Source organism: Agrobacterium sp. InxBP2 (assembly GCF_026191755.1).
GTDB classification, from domain to species: domain Bacteria; phylum Pseudomonadota; class Alphaproteobacteria; order Rhizobiales; family Rhizobiaceae; genus Agrobacterium; species Agrobacterium pusense.
Map to the genome: position 1 here is coordinate 164,156 of NZ_JAINDY010000034.1, position 18,950 is coordinate 183,105.

Here is an 18,950-nt window from a genome sequence, read left to right on the forward strand (position 1 = left end):
TCCGATCTCCAGTTAAGTGTAGGCAGGTTAGCAATCAAATCGATGTGACTTATGCAAACTATCGATCATTTCAATCTCCGTTCCTTCGACCTCAATCTCCTCGTCGCTTTCGATGCGATGATGGAAGAGATGAACGTCACGCGCGCGGCGCGGCGGCTGAAAATCCAGCAACCTGCCATGAGCCATAATATCTCCACCCTGCGCACACTGTTTCAGGATGAGCTGTTCATTCGTGTGGGGCAGGAAATGAAGCCGACGGCGCGGGCGCTCAATCTGGCGGGGCCGGTACGCCAGGCGCTGAGACAAGCGCAGGCGGCGGTGCTGACGGCTGATGTGTTCGATCCGGCGACCGAGCGGCGGACGTTCCGGCTCGGCATGTCCAGTGAGGTGGAGCTGCTGCTTTTGCCGGATCTGTCCGCGCGGCTGCGCGAGATCGCACCCGGTATCCGTATCCTTGCGCGCAACGGGCAACAGCAGGAAATCACCGCTATGCTGGATACGGGCGTGATCGACATGGCTGTCGGATGCACCTATTCGAAGGAACAGCGGCACCATTGCGAACCGCTTTATTCTTCCAGCGTGCTCTGCTGCTTCAACCCAGCTCTGCTCGATCTGCCCAATCCCGTTGGACTGGACGCCTATCTGTCGGCCAAGCACGCGGTGATATCGCAGACCGACAGTCTGCATGGCTGTATCAAGGACGCGCTGGAACTGACCGGACTGGAAATCGACGTCGTCGCCGCTGCGCCGGATTTTCTTTCCGTGCTGGCAACGGCGCGCTCCTCAGCCGTGCTGGCGACCGTGTCTTCGCGCATTGCTCAGCGTTATGCGCCGATGCTGGGACTGGAAGTGAGCCCGGTGCCGGTGACGTTGAATTTCCCGCCTGTCGCCATGGTCTGGACATTGCAGACCGATGCGGATGCGGGAGCCGTGTGGCTGCGTCAACAGATTCGCGACACCATGGGACGCACGGTCGACAGCGAGGTGTCGGGCATCGCCGCCTGAAATTTGCGTGGCCGGTGCTCTAGAACCGTTTCTCCAGCCAGGTGATGGATTGGCCGCTGGAGAGTGGCCCAAGCGAGCCGATCTTGGTGAAACCGTACCGTTCGTAAGTCCTCAGCGCATCCGGGTTCATCGTGTCGATATAGGCGCCCATACAGCTGCGCTTTTTCGCCTCGTCTTCGGCCATGGCCAGAAGTTTCGAGGCCGTGCCTTGTCCCCGCATCGTCTCCGGCACGAAAAGAAGCTGCACATAAAGCCAGCCGCGGGCGGTGTGGCCCACCAGACCGCCGGTGACCTCATTGTCGTCATTGCGGATGGTGATGATAATGTCGCGTTTGTCGCTTTCGCCGAAACGAGCAAGATTATAGGCCACCAGAGGATCGCGGATGGCTTTTTCGGCCTCTGGATCGGCGGCATCGCTTAAAACGAAATTCATGTTCATCTTCCCCGGCCGCCGGGCGGTGGCCGTTTCCCGTTTACGTGCCGAGACGAGGGGAAGGCCCCACGATCCTTGCTGGAACGCCCTTACCGGCCTTCACGCCACCATAGAGCGGAGAAGGCAAGCAGCAACGCGCCTAGCCCGGCGAAACCTGCAAAGAGCGGCAGGGTGTTGACGCCTTTCAGCACCGTCTCGTCGGTCATGCGTATCAGCATGCGATCCTCATCGGCAACCCTGATATCGCCGCGGACCGGCAATATATCCGGCAGTGCGACCCGGCCGGAATTATCGGCGACACGGTGCACGCTGCCTTTGGTGGCATCTGCCAGCGGCTTCAGCGTTTCGGTCGTTGAAATCATCGCCTTGAATTCGGGTGCGTCCACTGCGCCAACATGGACGAGGGTGGTGAAATCGCCGTTCTTGATTTCGAACAGGCCGGTCTCATCCATGCGGCGTTCGATCCTGTAGAGACCGGGCTCGCTGCTGGTGAAAGCCATGTTTTCGGTTTTGCCGGAAGGGAAACGCACGCTGGCCTGACCGGGATCGTCACCGATGGTCTGACGGGTGATCTGCAGGGTGCGTCCGTTGGCGCGCGCCGTCAGCGCCTCTTCCTCAAGCTCGGGTTCTTTCATCAGCCAGTGGGCGATGCGGCGGTAAAGCGCCACATGCGGGCCGCCGCCTTCATAACCACGCGCCCAGAGCCAGCCCTGATCCGACAGCAGCATGGCGACACGGCCTTCACCCTGGCGGTTGAGCACCAGCAGCGGGTCCTGACCATCGCCCAGCATCACGGTCTGGCCCTGCGGCGGGTCGACGCTGATGGTGCGGAACCAGCGGCCCCATTGCGGCGGCTCATTGCCCGATCCCTCTAGCCCGCGGGTGACCGGGTGTTTCTTGCCCGCTTCCGAAAGACGCGGATAGAAGGCAGCCTGATGCACCTGACCGGTCGGCTGCGCCGGGAGGACGGAGGCGAGCGGCGTCATGGCGATCGAATCCTGACCGGCATGTTCCGGCCCGGCGGCAATCAGCAGCGCGCCGCCTTTTTCGACATATTGGGCGATGTAATCGTAATAGAGGATCGGCAGCACGCCGCGATGCTGGTAGCGATCGAAGATGATGAGATCGAAATCATTGATCTTCTCGACGAACAGCTCGCGGGTGGGGAAGGCGATCAGCGAGAGTTCGTTGATCGGCGTGCCGTCCTGCTTTTCCGGAGGACGCAGAATGGTGAAATGCACCAGATCGACCGAGGCGTCGGATTTCAGGAGGTTGCGCCATGCCCGCTCGCCGGCGTGCGGTTCGCCGGAGACGAGCAGCACGCGCAGGTTCTGACGGATGCCTTCGATCAGGTGAACGGCGCGGTTATTGGCAACAGTCACTTCGCCCGGGATTTCGGCGACGGAAAATTCCATGACATTGTTGCCGCCGCGTGGGACCTTGAAGCGGAACGGCGTCGGCTGACCGGGTGTCGCCTGTAGTGTGGCGATCTCTTCGCCATTCATCTTCACCGTCACCTCAGCCGCGCCACCGCCTGCCGGGCGTCCGTCATCGAAGACGCGCAGCGTCAGTTGCTGTTCCTCATTGACGATGCCGAAGCGCGGGGCGCGAACGATTTCGATACGGCGGTCGAACTCATCAGCCTTGCCCGTGATCAGGCCGTGCACGGGCGCGCGGAAGCCGAGCGCCTGCTCGGCGTTGGGCAGGGCATTGGGAATATCGTGAATCTGGCCATCGCTCAGGAAAATCGCGCCACCCACGCGGGAAGGCGAGACATCCGAAACGGCGGAGGACAAGGCCGAAAAAAGCTGGGTCGAGGGCGAATCGCTCTCGCCATTGTCGCGCACTTCAACGACGCGCGGCTCGATGCGCGGGAAGCGGGACAGCCGGTCTTTCAGCGCGTTAAGCGCCGTATCCGTCATCTGCGGCCGGTCCTGCACGTCCTGGCTCTGCGAGCGGTCCACGATAACGGGGACGATGGTGGAAAGCGGCTCGCGCTCCTCCTGCGTCAAAAGCGGATTAGCGATGGCGGCAAGCAGGGCGGCGAGCGCCAGCCCGCGCAACCATGCGCCACGCACGCCGCGCCACAGGCCGATGAAGGAAAGGAGAAGTGCTGCGACGGCCAGAACGGCGATCACGATCCATGGCAGGAAGGGAGCGAAGGTCAATGTCATGTCACTGCCCCAACCGTTCGAGAAGTGCCGGAACGTGGACCTGATCGGCCTTGTAGTTGCCGGTCAGCATATACATCATGATGTTGACGCCGGAGCGGAAGGCATGTTCGCGCTGCATCTCGTCAGGCGGCACGGTGGGCAGAACCGGTGCGCCCTGCGCATCGACGGCCCATGCGCCGGCGAAATCATTGCCTGTAATCATGATCGGCGTCACGCCGTCCCCGGAGGAGGAGAGGCCGGAGGTGGTCTTGGCGGCACCCTGACGCGATTCCACCCAGAGCGGCGAGCCATTGTAACGGCCGGGGAAATTGGTGAGCAGGTAGAAGGAACGCGTCAGGACGTGATCCTCCGGCACGGGCTCCAGCGGCGGAATATCGATATTGGCGAGGATCGCCTGCAAACGCTCGCCATTGGCGCTGGTCGCGCCGGTATCGAGCGAGGAGAACTGGTCACGCGTATCGAACAGCACGGTGCCGCCGGCGCGCATATAGGCGTCGATGCGCGAGATGGCGGCGCTGGACGGCATGGGCGCGGAGGCCGAAACCGGCCAGTAGATGATTGGGTAGAAGGACAATTCATCCTTGGAAATATCGAGGCCGACAGGCTGCCCGGGCTCCAATGTTGTGCGCCAGGTCAGGAATTCGCTCAAACCCTGTAAACCCTGTTCTGAAATGCGATCGACGTCGTCTTCGCCAGTGCGGACATATGCGAGGTGCGTTGTATCAAGCCGCTCGAATATCTGCTCGTCGCCGGGTTTGGGATCGTCGGCGCGGGCATCGTTTGGCGCCATGGCGGCAAAGGCGCCAAGCGCCAGCAGCATTGTGGCCACTGTGGCGCTTCTGGCTTTCGGCAGGCGGGCAAAGGCACCGTTCATGAAAAGCACGATCAGGCTGTCGGCAATCAGCATCAGGAAGGCAGCGATGAAGAGGGCGGGACGCAGCGATTTCGCCGTCTCGCCAATCAGCGCTTCACTTGACGTGCTGACACCGGCGGCCGAGGTATCGAGCGGGCGCAGCGTCGCACCTGCGGGCAGGAGATTGAGAGCCACGAAACCATCCTCTGTGCCGTAAAGGCCGGGGGGATTGTCGAAACCGGTGCGCGGAAGCTGGCCCGCGCGCATTTCCAGCGGCCGGGCAGTGCCGATTTCGGCAGATAGCGCGCCTTCCGCCGTCAGCAGCCGGAAGGGTGGCAGAGCGGCGGCCGGGGCATTGGCGGAAGCCGAAGCGCCGCCCGCCTTGGACAGTTGCACGATACGGCGAAGCATATCGACGAAGTGGCCTGATATCGGCAGGTCGGACCAGCTGGCCTCGGCGCTGACATGGAACAGCACGATGCGGCCTGCCTCGACGTTGCGGGTGGTGACGAGCGGCGTGCCATCGGCGAGGCTTGCCCAGGTGCGTTCGGCGAGGTCCGGTGTCGGCTCGGCCAGAACCTGACGTTTGACGAGAATGCCATCGGCTTTCGGCATGCCGGCGAAAGCGCCGAAGGCAGGGAAATCGGCAAGCGGTTGCGGTTCAGCCCAGGAGAGTGCGCCGCCGAGCGCGCGTTCGCCCTGTCTCAGCGTCACCGGCACCAGTGGGTCGTCGGCGGGGGCTGCAGCAAGGCGTGGCCCGGCGAAGCGGATCAACGTGCCGCCGCCCGCAAGCCATTTTTGCATCGGCTCATATGTTTCCTGCGGCAGGCGGCCGATATCGGCCATGACAATGACGGAGGGGTTGGATTGCAGGATTTCCGGGATGGCCTGCGCCAGATCGGCCTGCCGCTGCGGAATGAGATCGACGAAGGGCTGAAGTGCGCGGCTGATGTAATAAAGCGGTTGCAGCAGCGGCTGGAAATCATTGCCGGTTTCGCCTGCCAGCAGCGCCACGCGGCGGCGGCGGAAGCCGTCATCGAGAAGATGCACTGCACCCGCCGTGGAAACACCTTCAAGGGAAAGACGGGCGAAATCGTTGCGCAATTCGAAGGGTGCTTCCACCGTTGCCGTTGTTTCAGCCTGGCCGGGGGCGAAGGTGGCGATGCCATTGGCGAGAATGCGGCCCTGGCTGTCCTGCGCGTTGACCGTCAACCGGGCAGCTTCCGCAGTATCGAGCCTTGAAAGCGAAACGCTCATGGCGTCGGCATTGTTGGTTGCGCCCGTTATCGCGGCAATGGCCTTGCCGTCGCCGCTGACGATACGGAATTCGGCTGGTGAAAGACTGGCCAGCGTTTTCAGGGCGCTTTCGTCCTGCGCCGTCTGCACGCCATCAGCGATATAGGCGAGGGTGCCGGGGGTCGTGCCGTTAAGCGCTTCGGTGATGGCTTCGGCCGTACGGACACGATCGGGCACGAGCGGCTTCGGTTTTGCCGCTGCCAGCTTTTCCAGGGCGACCGCTGTCGTTCCGGGCACGGCGTCATGTTCGGCATCAGCTGTAAAAGCGATGGCGACGGGGCGCTCGGCACGCTCTGCATCCCCGATCAGGGCTTCCGCGGTCGCCACGCGCCGCTCCCAGTCGGGCGCAGACGCCCAGCTATTGTCAACCACAAGGACCAGCGGGCCGCTGCCGGCGATGCCGCTGTTGCGTGGATTTACCACGGGATCGGCGAGAGCAAAAATTACGGCGGCGGCAAGCGCCATGCGCAGCAAGGTGAGCCACCACGGGCTTTTCGACGGCGTCTCCTCTCGTTTCAACACCGTCGCCAGAATCTTCAGTGGCGGGAAGACCTCCGCCTTGGGGCGCGGCGGGGTCAGCCGCAGCAGCCACCAGATGGCAGGCAGCGCCAGCAAGCCGAAGAGGATGTAGGGGCTGGTGAAGACGAAAGGCAATGCGCTCATCGGCGGCCACCGCCTTGCCCACCGCCCTGTGCCGGCGCGCCTGAAAGATACATGTGCATGGCCACCAATGCCTCGGAAGCGAGATGGTCGGTGCGATGGAACACGAAGTTCCAGCCCAGCCGGCGAAGCGATGAGGAGAGTGCCTCGCGCCTTGCGAGATAGGCGCGGGTATAGTCTTCGCGAATGGTCTCGGCGCGGCCGGACACCAGTTTTTCGCCGGTTTCCGGATCGCTGAATTCGGTGCGGCCGGAATAGGGGAAGGTTTCTTCGGCCGGGTCGGCAATTTCCACCACGTGGCCGCGCAAGCCCCGCCGTGCGAGCGGTGAAATGCGTTCCATCACGGCCTGTGCATCATCGAGAAAATCACCGATCAGCACGATGTCGCTCGCGCCACGGATCATGCCCGTTTCCGGCATGCCTTCGGTCGGCGGCGCATGCATGATCGCGGTGGCGAGCCGTTCGGCGGCATTCCGGGCCGAAACCGGTTCCATGATACCGGGGCAGCCGATGCGCTCGCCGGAGCGCGCGAGGATTTCCGCCAGCGCCAGCATCAGCACCAGGGCCCGGCTTTCCTTGGAAACGGAACCGAGGGTCGATTTGAACATCATCGACGGCGACATGTCAGCCCAGAGCCAGATGGTGTGGGCCGCTTCCCATTCGCGGTCACGCACATAGGTATGATCGTCGCGGGCCGAACGCCGCCAGTCGATACGCGAGAGACTTTCGCCTTCGGCATAGGGGCGGAACTGCCAGAAATTTTCGCCGATGCCGCGCTTGCGGCGGCCATGCCAGCCTGCGGTGACGGTGTTGGCGATGCGCTTTGCCTCGACCATGCAGTCCGGCACCAGGGCGGCGCGCTGGCGCGCGCGCGCCAGAACTTCGCTACCCGGCGTCTTGTCTACGATCTGGCCGATGGATGCCACATGCAGTCCTTTCGCGAACGTCGCTTCAGTTCTTCGCCTGCTCCACGAGGGCAGCGATGACATCGCGCACCGACATGCCTTCGGCGCGGGCCGCAAAGGTCAGCGCCATGCGGTGTTCCAGCACCGGTTCGGCCAGCGCATAGACATCGTCAAGCGAGGGCGCGAGCCTGCCTTCGTAAAGCGCACGTGCACGGGCCGTCAGCATCAGCGACTGGCCGGCGCGCGGACCGGGACCCCAGGCAACGTTCTTATCGGTCAACTTGTTGCCGTGGCCGGGGCGGGCGGAACGGACGAGCGACAGAATGGCGTCCACCACCTTGTCGCTGACCGGCATCTGGCGGATGAGCGCCTGTATCTCCATCATGCGGGGCGCATCGATGACGCCGCGTGCTTCGCCCGAGGCGGTGCCCGTGGTGTCGAGCAGGATCTGGCGTTCGGCGGCAAGTTCGGGATAACCGACATCCACCTGCAGCAGGAAGCGGTCGAGCTGGGCTTCGGGCAGCGGATAGGTGCCCTCCTGTTCCAGCGGGTTCTGCGTTGCGAGAACGTGGAACGGCTTCGGCAGCTCATATGTCTGGCCGGCCATGGTGATGTGGTATTCCTGCATGGCCTGCAGCAGCGCGGACTGCGTGCGCGGGCTGGCGCGGTTAATTTCATCGGCCATCAGCAACTGCGCAAAAACCGGTCCCTTGATGAAGCGGAACGAGCGGCGGCCGTTTTCATCCTGGTCCATGACTTCGGAACCGAGAATATCTGACGGCATCAGATCCGGGGTAAACTGGATGCGGTTGGCGTCGAGGCCAAGCACGGTGCCGAGTGTGGTGACGAGCTTGGTCTTGGCAAGGCCGGGAACGCCTACAAGAAGGGCATGGCCGCCGGAGAGGATGGCGAGAAGCGTGTTCTGCACCACCTTTTCCTGGCCGAAGATAACCTTGGAGACTTCCGCGCGGATCGCCGCAATGTCGGACAGCGCCTTTTCGGCCGAGGCGATGATCGCCTTTTCATCGAGGGTTTCGCCGGTATTCATCACGCCCATGTCGCTCTCCTCATACCTTCGCCGCTGTCACATTTGCATTCCGGTTTTACTGGCCGCCAGCCGGAACGGATTTTGCGCTGCATATAGCTTATTGCTCTCTTGGCCGCTGACAAGCGCCATTCGAATGACTATGTCGTGACTTAGTATTTCCTTATCGGCAAAGCGAGACTCGAATATGGCAGCGGAGACGATAAATTCGGCTGATGATGCGGCTGGCCTTGCGGCGTTGATTTCCCGCGCCGCGGAACAGACCGGTGACGCCAGGCGCGGACCGGCCCCGGTGGACCGCTGGAATCCACCCTTTTGCGGCGATCTCGACATGGAAATCCGCGCTGACGGCACCTGGTTCTACCTCGGCACGCCCATTGGCAGGGCGCCGCTGGTGCGGCTGTTTTCGACCGTTCTGCGCAAGGATGAGGATGGCAAAACCTATCTTGTAACTCCTGTGGAAAAAGTCGGCATCCGGGTCGTCGATGCGCCTTTCGTCGCCGTGGAAATGAAGGTGACGGTGGGCGAGGAGGATGGGGAGCCTGTGCTCACTTTCCGGACGAATGTTGGCGACGTGGTAGAGGCGGGGCGGGAGCATCCGCTGCGGTTTGAAATTTCGGGCGAAAACCGCGAGTTGAAGCCTTATCTTCTGGTCCGCGGCCGTCTGGAAGCGCTTGTCTCGCGAGCCGTGATGTACGACCTCGTCGCCCTCGGTGAAGCGATCGAGGTAAACGGCGTCGACATGTTCGCGGTGCGCTCGGGCGGCGTCGTTTTTCCAGTCATGCCCGCCAATGAACTGGAACGGCTTTCGCAATGACGATCACGACAATAGGCCTCAAGGCTTTTACTGCCAGCGACTTCCGCCGCCGGGTGCTGCAGGAGGGCGAGGGCGTGGCCGAGCGCGAAAATGGCGACCATGTCCTCAATCCGGGCGTGGTGCTGTCCGGGAACGGCATCAAACTGAAAGACGCCGCCGTGCTGGTCCCCGTTATCGATGACGGCAATGATGCCCGGGTGATCTTCACCCAGCGCACCTCCACCTTACGCAAACATTCAGGTCAGATTTCCTTCCCGGGCGGCGGTATCGACGCCGAGGACCGCACGCCGGAAGAGGCAGCATTGCGCGAAGCGGAGGAGGAAATCGGTCTGTCCCGGTCCTTCGTGGAAACGGTGGGGCGATTGCCGGATTATATCTCCGGCACGGGTTTCCGGATAAAGCCGGTGCTGTCCGTTGTTCGGCCGGGCTTCGACCTCACGCTCAATCCGGCGGAAGTGGACGAAGTTTTCGAGGTGCCGCTGTCCTTCCTGATGAACCCTGAAAACCACGCGCGCGGTAGCCGCATCTTTCAGGGGAAGGAGCGGTTTTTCTATGAAATGCCCTATGGTGAACGCTACATTTGGGGCATTACGGCGGGCATCGTCAGGACGATTTACGAAAGGTTTTATTTATGAACAGCCTTGCCGGCCAGGACTGGTTCGAAAAACCGGCGCTGAAGCGCATTTTCGCGCTTTTGAATGCCGATGGCGGCGAGGTGCGGATCGTCGGCGGCGCGGTGCGCAACGCGCTGATGGGCCTGCCGGTGGTCGATATCGACATGGCCACGACGCTGACCCCCGACGTGGTTGTTGCGCGGGCCAAGGCTGCGGGCATCAAGGCGGTGCCAACAGGCATCGAGCATGGCACGGTAACGCTGGTCATCGACGGTGAAGGTTTCGAGGTGACGACGCTGCGCCGCGATGTGGAGACCAATGGCCGCCACGCACAGGTGGCCTTCGGCACCGACTGGCAGACCGATGCCGAGCGGCGCGATCTCACCATCAATGCTCTTTATGCCGATGAAAAGGGCGAGATCATCGACCTTATCAACGGGTTGCCCGATATCGAAACCGGAACCGTGCGCTTCATCGGCGACGCGGCGACGCGAATTTCGGAAGATTATCTGCGGATTCTCCGCTTTTTCCGCTTTTTTGCCCATTATGGCTCTGGCCGCCCGGATGCCGATGGCTTGCGAGCCAGCGCACGGGCCAAGGACAGGCTGGCGACGCTTTCGGCCGAGCGGGTGTGGAGCGAGTTGAAAAAGCTGCTTTCGGCCCGCGATCCTTCCCGCGCCCTGCTCTGGATGCGGCAATCGGGCGTTCTAACGGAAATTCTTCCCGAAACCGAGAAATGGGGTATCGACGCCATTCACGGTCTGGTCGCGACCGAGCAGGCTCTTGGCTGGGCGGTAGATCCAATGCTGCGGCTTGCCGCGATCGTGCCGCCGGATGGCGAGAGGATGGCCTCTCTGGCCGCGCGGCTGAGGCTGTCGAAGGCAGAAGCTGCCTACCTTGCCCATTGGGCCGCGGCCCCGCCGGCAGATCCCGAACTGAAGGAGACGGCGCTCGACCGGCTGCTTTATCGTCAAGGTGTTGAAGGCGTGAAGACGCGGCTGAAACTCGCGCTTTCCTCCGCTCGTGCCGATATTTCGGCCGGCGAGACAGCCATGCAGAAGGTTGCGCGGTTTTCGACACTGCTGGCGAGGGCGGAGAAATTCCAGAAGCCCGGATTTCCGTTAAGCGGTGCAGACGTGATGGCAGCGGGCGTCGCGGCCGGTCCGCAGGTCGGCGAGGTGCTGAAAAGCCTTGAGGAAAAGTGGATCGACGTGAATTTCTCGCTTGACCGGGCAGCGCTGACCGCCCGGCTTAAAGAGATGCTTCAGAACTGATATTGCCAGAGCGCTGACACTCCGGTCTAAGCCGCATTCGCCTCGTCGCGGATGCGGGCCTTGATGTTCTCGATCATATTTTCGCGGATAACGGTTTCGCCGTGGGCCGAGCGCATATGCTCCACCGTGCGGCGGACGACTTCAGCATCGTCATCTGCGCGTGTATGCCAGGCGCAGCCCGGCACGAGCGTTCCACATTCAAAAAGTCTCATGGTCTTGCCTCCCTGCTTCAGAAAAAGGCAGCATTGAAGTGACGTGCTGCCCTTCCGTTATGAAACAAAAGTCCGCCGCTTATGTTCCAAAGCGGCGTCCTTGAGCGCTGATACCGGACTTATTCGGGCATCGCCCAGCACTGGAAAACGGAGGACGTCCCGGCCGGCGGGATTTTTGTGCTGGATCGTTCGTCGTTATCCGCGCGCTTCACGGCTTTTCCGGCGAGCGTGCGTTTCACCTGTTCGACATAAAAGGAATGCGGCAGTTCGCGATCACCCGTTGAGCGCATTTCGGCTGCCAGGCGGTCAATCAATGCGGTGGTATCGATGGATTGCGATGCTCCCTCGGCGGAAGCAGAAATAGGCATGCTGTTCGAAGTAATCATGACGATAGCTCCTCCAGTACGTCTGCGGAAGGAGACTACCACTGCCTTGATTTTTCCATAAGTCCTAATTTACGCTATTTGCGACAAAATGGCTGATAAGCGTCAAATTTGCGTGAGGTTTTCAGGGCCAGCGCACTACCGGCGGCAGGGAGGACAGGATCGATTCGACGTTGCCGCCGGTCTTCAGTCCAAAGATGGTGCCGCGATCGTAGAGAAGGTTGAATTCCACGTAGCGGCCACGGCGAATAAGCTGCTCGTCGCGGTCCTCTTCCGTCCAGTTCTGGTTGAAATTGGCGCGGACGATTTTCGGATAGACCAGATTGAAGGCCCGGCCGACATCCTGCACGAAGGCGAAATTGGCGTCCCAGCCACCATTTTGCTCTTGCGGATGCAGCCAGTCGAAAAAGATGCCGCCGGTGCCGCGCGGCTCGTCGCGGTGCTTCAGGTAGAAATACTCGTCGCACCACGTCTTGTATCGTGGATAGTCCGCCACGGGATGGCGGTTGCAGGTGATCTCGAAGGCGCGGTGGAACAGCTGGGTATCGGCGTCCTGTTGCGTCCGCCTGCGGCCAAGCACCGGCGTCAGGTCCGCGCCGCCGCCGAACCAGTGGCTGGTGGTGACGACCATGCGGGTATTCATATGCACGGCCGGCACATTGGGATTGACCGGATGGGCGATGAGCGACAGTCCCGATGCCCAGAAGCGCGGGTCTTCTTCAGCGCCCGGTATCTGCTTGCGGAATTCCGGTGAAAATTCGCCGTAGACGGTGGAGGTGTGCACACCAACCTTTTCGAAGACGCGCCCTTCCATCATAGACATCTTGCCGCCGCCGCCTTCACCATTGTCACGCAGCCAGTCTTTCTGGACGAAACGGCCCGGTTCCTGATCGGACAAGGGGCCGGTCAGTTCGTTTTCCAGGGTTTCGAAGGAGGCGACGATGGTGTCGCGCAGATGCTGGAACCATGCCTGGGCAACGGCCTTCTTGTCTTCAATGTCCTCGGGCAAGCCCTTCGGCAAGATCGGCCGTTCCATGTCTCATTCTCCTGCGGTGTAGTCTGTCATGCCGCCTCTAGCAGGTGTTTGCGCCGCGCACAAATTCGACTCGCCAAGTCAGCGTGTCGACACTATCTTTAAAGACGTAGGTGCCAGAGGTGAATATCATGACGAAATTTACCGGACCGCCGCCCCTCGACGGGCTGAAGCGCAGAATTGCCAATCACCGCAGGGAGCGCGACAGCGCCGGCGGCGAACAAAAGCGTGAGGGCATGTTCGTGCGGCAAACGTTTTGTCTGGGACGCGAAGAAGCCCGCGCCAAGGCCCGAGAATGGTTCGACAGCTTTCCCAAGGCCGCTTACTGGACGGAAGTGGAAAGCTGGCGGCAGCTGGAAGGTGACCGCATCGAATTCACCATGCGCCGGCTTCCCTCGGCAGACTGATTTTTAGAGTGCTTTCGTCTTTCCGTACCGAAAAAACGGACCAGATTTTCTAAAATCCTCTAGGCGCGCGGCTCAGCATATCGCAAACGGCTTTCGATCAGCACGCCGCTTTCATCCAGAATGGGGTGCGCCACCGAAACGATATGGGCGTTGATACGCTTGAGGTCGCGCAGCATGTCGAGATGCAGCGAGCTTGTCTGCATGCTTTCCGTCAGCCCGTCGCGCAGCCGCTCCAGATGGCGGTTGGAGGATTGTTTTTCGAGGCGGCGAATATCCACCTTGCTTTCCATCAGCCTGCGGGCAAGTTCGAAATCGCCGGTCACCAGAATGCTCTGGGCGGCGCGCAGGTTCTCGATGGTCATGTCGAACAGGGTCTTCAACTCCTCATAACCGTCATCGGAAAATTTGAAGCTGTTCAGCACCTTCTTGCGGATCTGTTCGCAAATGCCCTTTTCGATGATGTCGCCGATATGTTCGAGGTTGATGGCATAATCGATGATTGCGATCGAACGGCGGGCATCCTCATCGTCAAGCCCCTTGCGGCCGAGCTGGGACAGATAGACCTTTACTTCCTGCTGGCGGCGGTCGACCTTTTTTTCGAGCAGGGATATTTCGGCAAGCGGCGCCAGGTCGTTGTGCTTGAAGGCGTTTTCGGCGCGGATCAGCATTCGCTCGATGCTGTCGCCGACGACCAGGACCTCCCGCGTTGCATTGGCCAGTGCCACCACCGGCGTTGCCAGCGCCTGTTGATCGAGGAAATTCGGGCCGTCTTCGGCTTTCGGATCACCGGGAACCAGCTTCGTCATCAGATCCGAGATGAGGCCCGAGAAGGGCCATGCGAGCGCGGCCAGGATGACGTTGAAGATGAGATGGGCGTCGACCGGCAGTTTCGCGGGTGAAAGCGGCAATTGCTGCAGGAACTCCGCGCCATAGGAGGCGAGCGGCAGGGCGATGAGGCAGCCAGTGGTGCGCACCGCGAGATTGCCTATGGTGATGCGCCGCGCCGAGGCGGGGCCGGAAAGCGTGGCGATGACCGGAGGAATGGCGCCGCCGAGATTGGCGCCGAGAATGAGGACGATGACGAGGCCGGTGGAAAGCGTTCCGGTGGCCGCAAGCGACAGGATCAACACCACCACGGCAAGGCTGGAGGAGGAGACGAAGGCAAGCACCGCGGAGAAAATCAGCGCAACCGGCCAGGCCCCGTCGAGCAGGCCGATAAAGACGGCAAGCGCGGGCGAGGCGCGCATGGGCTCGGTCGCGCCGCTCAGCAGATGCAGTGACAAAAGCATCAGGCCGATGCCGATCAGCGCCGTTCCGCCGCCCTGCCTGGCGTTGGAGCTTCCCTTCTTGAGCACGATGCCCGCGAGGATCAGAAGCGGTGACAACCATTCGACGCCCGCCGCCACGATCCACGCGGTCACGGCGGTGCCGACATTGGCGCCAAGCAGCACAACCTGCGCCATGCGCGGCTTGATGAGGTCACGTTCGGCGAAGGAGGCGACGGTGAGAGCGGTTGCCGTGGAGCTCTGCAGCGCGACGGTGGCGAAGAAGCCGGAAAAGAAGGATCGGGGCCCGTTCTGGGTGCCGGTGGCGAGTACGCTCCTCAGTTTCATGCCAAAGGCACGGGTCACGCCATCCTTCACCTGGGCGAGGCCGAAGAGCAGCAGCGCGACCGCGCCGAGAAGATTGACGATGACAATGGTGGACTGCATGCGACGTCTCCACACACCCGCCGGCGGACCGTCTCGGCGAGGGCGATTTTTATTGTCCGGCTAATCAGTATAGGAGCGTGAACGCCTCCGGTACAGGCCGGGTTGCGACAGTTTCGCGGCAAAAACGGCCAATTTTCAAATTTGCCTGAAAAATTGGCTGTAAAGATGGCAGGTCAGGACCATGAGGTCTGGCGCAAGGCCTCACCGGTGACCATCGCAGCCGACATCGCAACGTTGATCGAGCGCTGCCCGGCGACCATCGGAATGATGATTCGCTCATCCGCCTTTTCATGCACGTGATCAGGCACGCCCGCACTTTCGCGGCCAAAGAGCAGGATATCGTCGGCACGATAGGTGATATCAGTATAGGGCTGGGCTGCCTTGGTGGAGGCGAGGACGAGCCGCCGGCCGGTGGTTGCCCGCCATTCCTCGAAGCGATCCCAGCTGACATGGCGCGTGAGGGCGGCCGCCGCAATGTAGTCCATGCCGGCCCGTTTCAGATTGCGATCCGAGATGTCGAAACCTGCGGGTTCGATGATGTCGACGCCAAGGCCAAGGCAGGCGGCCAGCCGCAGGATGGTGCCGGTATTGCCGGGAATGTCGGGCTGGTAAAGGGCGATTCTGATTTCGGTCGTGGTGCCGGACATGGAGATCTCACTGCGGTTGCTGTGCTCGTCCGATTATCACGCGCGGACAGGGGACGACAGGCAGTTTGCGAAAAGTCCCTCTCGGGTGTCATTCCAGACCGGATATTCATGCGCGTGACACACTGGGCGGCTACCCATTCACCAGTACATCATCAGGCTTGCCCGAACCATCGGGAACGGTTGACGTCGGCCTACTTGAGCCGGATCTTCTGCACGCAGGAACAGGGGGATAGCATGTCCGAACGGGTGAATTTCGTCCATCTGACCGATCTGCATGTGGGCAATCCGCAGGTGCAGGATGACGATCTTTATTCAGAGACCTCGGCCACGCTTTCCACGACGCTTGCGCAGATCAAGGCGCTGGTGCCGCCGCCCGAATTCATCATCGTCAGCGGCGATCTGACCAATCGGGGCGATGCCGGCAGCTATGAGGAGCTCAAGCGTCTGATAAAGGAAGCGGAACTCGGTATGCCTGTGCTCTTCGCGCTCGGCAATCACGACCGCCGCGATGGATTTTATCCCGTGATGCTCGATCGCCACGAGGATCTGGACGAGCCCTATGACCATGCCGAGGTGATTGCCGGCATTCACATCATCGTCATGGACACCAGCGTTCCCGGCAAGGTCGGGGGTGCTTTCGAACCCGGACAGGTCGAATGGCTTGAGGATGAGCTGGAAAACCATCCCGAATTGCCGAAGCTGCTGGTGATGCACCATGCGCCGGCGCTTGATTTCGACCGTCCCGATGCGGAGTGGGAATCCCTGTCCTTTGACGATACCGAGATTCTGGACGAGCTGCTGTTCGAACATGATGTCATTGGTATTCTGGCAGGCCACATCCATTACGACCGCATGTCACACTGGCAGGGCATTCCCATCGTGGTCGGTATCGGCCAGCATTTCGCGACCGATCCTCTATGGCTGCATGAGGGCGTACGCATGCTCTCCGGCGCATCTTTCGCCATCGGCACGATAAGGGATACCGGCCTGACCGTCACCTTTGCCCCGCAGCCCAGCGACCGGCGGGAACTCAAGCGCCATACTCAGGCCGGAATGATCGAGTTGATCACGGAATATGAGAGTGGTCAGGCGCAGGACGCAGCCGAATAAGGCGGTGCAGCACGGCAGGCGGCGGTCGGAAACCTTTGCGGGTAAATCCGTCCCTTTGTGCTACTCGACACATCTCGAGTTTTCGAGCGTGTCGGTGTCTTTCCGGCTGGTCATTGCTTAATTTTTGCGCTACAAGGCCATATCTTCAACACCAGCCAAGGGAGGTTCTTATGCCAAATGACATTCGTATTCGCCTCCCGGCCCCAGTAGTGCTGCTGCTGGCCTAGGTGTTACTCCGCGGCTCGGCCGCGTTTCCCATATTCCGATTCGTCATGTGGCTGTCACGGCCATGTTCAAAGACTTTTCCGTTCCGTCGTGGGCCATATTGCGTCCGCTTACCTTTGACGACGGGGCGATTTATTGCCGGAGCTTGGCCTATGTTTGGCTGGTTTGAAAAACGTCTCGATCCCTTTCCGTCTTCGACGCCTTCCGTGCCGCCGAAGACGCTTCTGCCGTTCCTGTGGCATTATGTGAAGCCCGCCTGGCCGTGGCTGCTGCTGCTCGGCCTGATGTCGATGGGCATCGCCGTTGCGGAAGCGATGCTTTACAAATTCCTCGGCAATATCGTCGACTGGCTTTCCACGGCCAATCGCGAGACGTTTTTTGCCGATGAGGGCTGGCATCTGATCATCATGGCCGGGCTGGTGCTGTTTCTGCTGCCGCTGATGGGCGCGATCCACACCATGACGATGCACCAGACGCTTGCCGGCAATTTCGGCATGATTGCGCGCTGGAAAATGCACCGTTTCCTGCTGCGCCATTCCATGACGTTTTTCGCCAATGAATTTGCCGGCCGGGTTTCGACCAAGGTCATGCAGACGGCGCTGGCGATCCGCGAAGTGGCACTGAAGGTCATCGACGTCTTCGTCTACGCGATCAGCTTTGTCGTTTCGATGCTGTTCATGGTCGCGGCTGCCGATTGGCGACTGGTTATCCCCCTTTTGGTCTGGCTGGGTATCTACATGGGTATCCTCGCCTATTTCGTGCCCAAGCTCGGCCGGCTGGCGCAGGAGCAGGCCGATGCGCGCTCCATGATGACGGGCCGGATCGTCGACAGCTATACGAATATTTCGACGATCAAGCTGTTTTCCCATGCGGGCCGCGAGGAGAGATACGCGCGTGAGGGCATGAACGTGTTTCTCGGAACCGTTCACCGCCAGATGCGCAAGATTTCCGGCTTCAACATCCTGATCGACCTGAACAATGCGGTGGTTCTGTTTTCAACGGCCGCGCTCGGTCTCTATTTCTGGATGCAGGGTTCGGTGACGGCCGGTTCGGTTGCCATCGCCATCAGCCTTGCGATGCGCGTCAACGGCATGTCGCAGTGGATCATGTGGGAAGTCACCTCACTGTTCGAAAATATCGGCACGGTCTATGACGGCATGTCGATGATGACGAAGCCGCATGACATCGTCGACGTTCCGAAGGCTCCGGAACTTGCGGCCCCGCAGGGCGGCATCCGCTACGACAACGTCCGCTTCCACTATGGCAAGAACAAGGGCGTGATCGACGGGCTGACGCTTGATATCAAGCCGGGCGAAAAGGTCGGTCTGGTCGGGCGTTCGGGGGCGGGCAAGACGACGCTGATGAACCTGCTGCTGCGTTTTTACGATCTGGAAGGCGGCAGGATCACCATCGACGGTCAGGACATCTCCAAGGTGTCGCAAGACAGCCTGCGAGAATTGATCGGTGTCGTGACGCAGGATACGTCGCTGCTGCACCGCTCGATCCGCGACAACATTGCCTATGGTCATCCGGAAGCCACCGACGAGCAGGTGATTGCGGCAGCAAAGCGGGCCAATGCCTGGGATTTCATCGAAACGCTGGTCGACATGCATGGTCGCCAGGGCCTCGATGCCCAGGTAGGTGAACGCGGCGTGAAACTGTCGGGCGGCCAGCGCCAGCGTATCGCAATTGCGCGCGTCTTCCTCAAGAATGCGCCGATTCTGGTACTTGATGAGGCGACCTCGGCGCTCGATTCAGAAGTCGAGGCGGCAATTCAGGAGAACCTGTTCTCGCTTATGGAAGGCAAGACGGTGATCGCCATCGCCCACCGTCTCTCGACGCTCACCGAAATGGACCGGCTGATCATTCTGGACAAGGGCCGGATCGTGGAAGCGGGCAGCCATGCGGAACTGGTGGCAATGGGCGGCATTTACGCCGATCTGTGGCGGCGCCAGTCCGGCGGCTTCATCGCCGATCACGAGGCGGAAGCGGCCGCGGAGTAAGGAAAGACGGAGGGCGGGAAACAGGGTTCCCGCCCTCCGTCTTTTATTCCCGCCTTTTTCAGTTCCCGAACGTTACCGAAATATAATCTCTCACCGTAGCCTCCGCGGCTGTTCCCGCACCGGGAATCCGCCTATATCCGGA

Annotated in this window: 17 protein-coding genes; 7 read left to right on the forward strand and 10 right to left on the reverse strand. The window is 61.1% G+C overall.

Translation table 11 applies throughout. The features are described 5' to 3' along the window. The first annotated feature begins 51 nt into the window (after nucleotides 1-51). Entirely contained in the window at nucleotides 52-1,005 is a 954-nt protein-coding gene (locus K7A42_RS22630; RefSeq protein WP_022556707.1) for a LysR substrate-binding domain-containing protein, read from the forward strand. Nucleotides 1,006-1,024: 19 nt separating this feature from the next. On the opposite strand, the gene K7A42_RS22635 is transcribed toward K7A42_RS22630, so the two are convergent. From K7A42_RS22635 to K7A42_RS22655, 5 genes are all read right to left on the reverse strand, one after another. After that, complete coding sequence (locus K7A42_RS22635) at nucleotides 1,025-1,438, reverse strand: GNAT family N-acetyltransferase (RefSeq protein ID WP_282455926.1); 414 nt, start codon at nucleotides 1,436-1,438, stop codon at nucleotides 1,025-1,027. An 89-nt stretch (nucleotides 1,439-1,527) separates the two neighbouring features. Further along, entirely contained in the window at nucleotides 1,528-3,612 is a 2,085-nt protein-coding gene (locus K7A42_RS22640) for a hypothetical protein (RefSeq protein ID WP_282455927.1), read from the reverse strand. Nucleotide 3,613: 1 nt separating this feature from the next. Continuing rightward, a complete protein-coding gene (locus tag K7A42_RS22645) occupies nucleotides 3,614-6,424 on the reverse strand; it encodes a DUF4159 domain-containing protein (protein WP_282455928.1) in 2,811 nt (936 codons plus the stop codon). Next, nucleotides 6,421-7,347 carry a DUF58 domain-containing protein gene (locus tag K7A42_RS22650; protein WP_004442988.1) on the reverse strand — a complete coding sequence of 309 codons (927 nt, stop codon included), beginning with the start codon at nucleotides 7,345-7,347 and terminating at the stop codon, nucleotides 6,421-6,423. Before K7A42_RS22650 ends, K7A42_RS22645 begins: the two co-directional genes overlap by 4 nt. A 25-nt stretch (nucleotides 7,348-7,372) precedes the next feature. Further along, nucleotides 7,373-8,383, reverse strand: a complete 1,011-nt coding sequence (locus tag K7A42_RS22655) for an AAA family ATPase (protein WP_004442986.1) — start codon at nucleotides 8,381-8,383, stop codon at nucleotides 7,373-7,375. A 175-nt stretch (nucleotides 8,384-8,558) separates the two neighbouring features. On the opposite strand from K7A42_RS22655, the gene K7A42_RS22660 reads away from it, so the two are divergent. From K7A42_RS22660 to K7A42_RS22670, 3 genes are read left to right on the forward strand one after another with little or no spacing between them, the layout of a single operon-like run. Next, on the forward strand, nucleotides 8,559-9,188 hold the full coding sequence (locus K7A42_RS22660) for a DUF1285 domain-containing protein (protein ID WP_077987389.1): 630 nt from the start codon (nucleotides 8,559-8,561) through the stop codon (nucleotides 9,186-9,188). Then, on the forward strand, nucleotides 9,185-9,823 hold the full coding sequence (locus tag K7A42_RS22665; protein WP_153776220.1) for a CoA pyrophosphatase: 639 nt from the start codon (nucleotides 9,185-9,187) through the stop codon (nucleotides 9,821-9,823). The genes K7A42_RS22660 and K7A42_RS22665 overlap by 4 nt, the downstream gene beginning before the upstream one ends. Next, nucleotides 9,820-11,076, forward strand: a complete 1,257-nt coding sequence (locus tag K7A42_RS22670; protein ID WP_282455929.1) for a CCA tRNA nucleotidyltransferase — start codon at nucleotides 9,820-9,822, stop codon at nucleotides 11,074-11,076. Before K7A42_RS22665 ends, K7A42_RS22670 begins: the two co-directional genes overlap by 4 nt. Before the next feature lie 26 nt (nucleotides 11,077-11,102). On the opposite strand, the gene K7A42_RS22675 is transcribed toward K7A42_RS22670, so the two are convergent. From K7A42_RS22675 to hemF, 3 genes are all read right to left on the reverse strand, one after another. Then, entirely contained in the window at nucleotides 11,103-11,288 is a 186-nt protein-coding gene (locus K7A42_RS22675) for a DUF1059 domain-containing protein (RefSeq protein ID WP_004442982.1), read from the reverse strand. Between the two features lie 119 nt (nucleotides 11,289-11,407). Then, nucleotides 11,408-11,674 (reverse strand): hypothetical protein, encoded by a 267-nt coding sequence (locus K7A42_RS22680; RefSeq protein WP_112554090.1) that lies wholly within the window; start codon nucleotides 11,672-11,674, stop codon nucleotides 11,408-11,410. A gap of 121 nt (nucleotides 11,675-11,795) precedes the next feature. After that, the gene (hemF, locus tag K7A42_RS22685) at nucleotides 11,796-12,707 is read right to left on the reverse strand and encodes an oxygen-dependent coproporphyrinogen oxidase (protein WP_004442979.1); all 912 of its coding nucleotides are present in this window, start codon (nucleotides 12,705-12,707) and stop codon (nucleotides 11,796-11,798) included. A gap of 128 nt (nucleotides 12,708-12,835) precedes the next feature. Here hemF and K7A42_RS22690 point away from each other — a divergent pair, with 128 nt between their 5' ends. Then, complete coding sequence (locus tag K7A42_RS22690; protein ID WP_004442978.1) at nucleotides 12,836-13,111, forward strand: hypothetical protein; 276 nt, start codon at nucleotides 12,836-12,838, stop codon at nucleotides 13,109-13,111. A gap of 59 nt (nucleotides 13,112-13,170) precedes the next feature. On the opposite strand, the gene K7A42_RS22695 is transcribed toward K7A42_RS22690, so the two are convergent. Next, entirely contained in the window at nucleotides 13,171-14,823 is a 1,653-nt protein-coding gene (locus K7A42_RS22695) for a Na/Pi cotransporter family protein (RefSeq protein WP_022556698.1), read from the reverse strand. 173 nt (nucleotides 14,824-14,996) lie between these two features. After that, nucleotides 14,997-15,470 carry a tRNA (cytidine(34)-2'-O)-methyltransferase gene (locus tag K7A42_RS22700; RefSeq protein WP_004442975.1) on the reverse strand — a complete coding sequence of 158 codons (474 nt, stop codon included), beginning with the start codon at nucleotides 15,468-15,470 and terminating at the stop codon, nucleotides 14,997-14,999. A gap of 234 nt (nucleotides 15,471-15,704) precedes the next feature. On the opposite strand from K7A42_RS22700, the gene K7A42_RS22705 reads away from it, so the two are divergent. Both K7A42_RS22705 and K7A42_RS22710 read left to right on the forward strand, forming a co-directional pair. Then, nucleotides 15,705-16,580, forward strand: coding sequence for a phosphodiesterase (locus K7A42_RS22705; protein ID WP_037089774.1), 876 nt, complete (start codon nucleotides 15,705-15,707; stop codon nucleotides 16,578-16,580). A gap of 377 nt (nucleotides 16,581-16,957) precedes the next feature. After that, entirely contained in the window at nucleotides 16,958-18,808 is a 1,851-nt protein-coding gene (locus K7A42_RS22710) for an ABC transporter ATP-binding protein (protein WP_045532037.1), read from the forward strand. Nucleotides 18,809-18,950 lie beyond the last annotated feature (142 nt).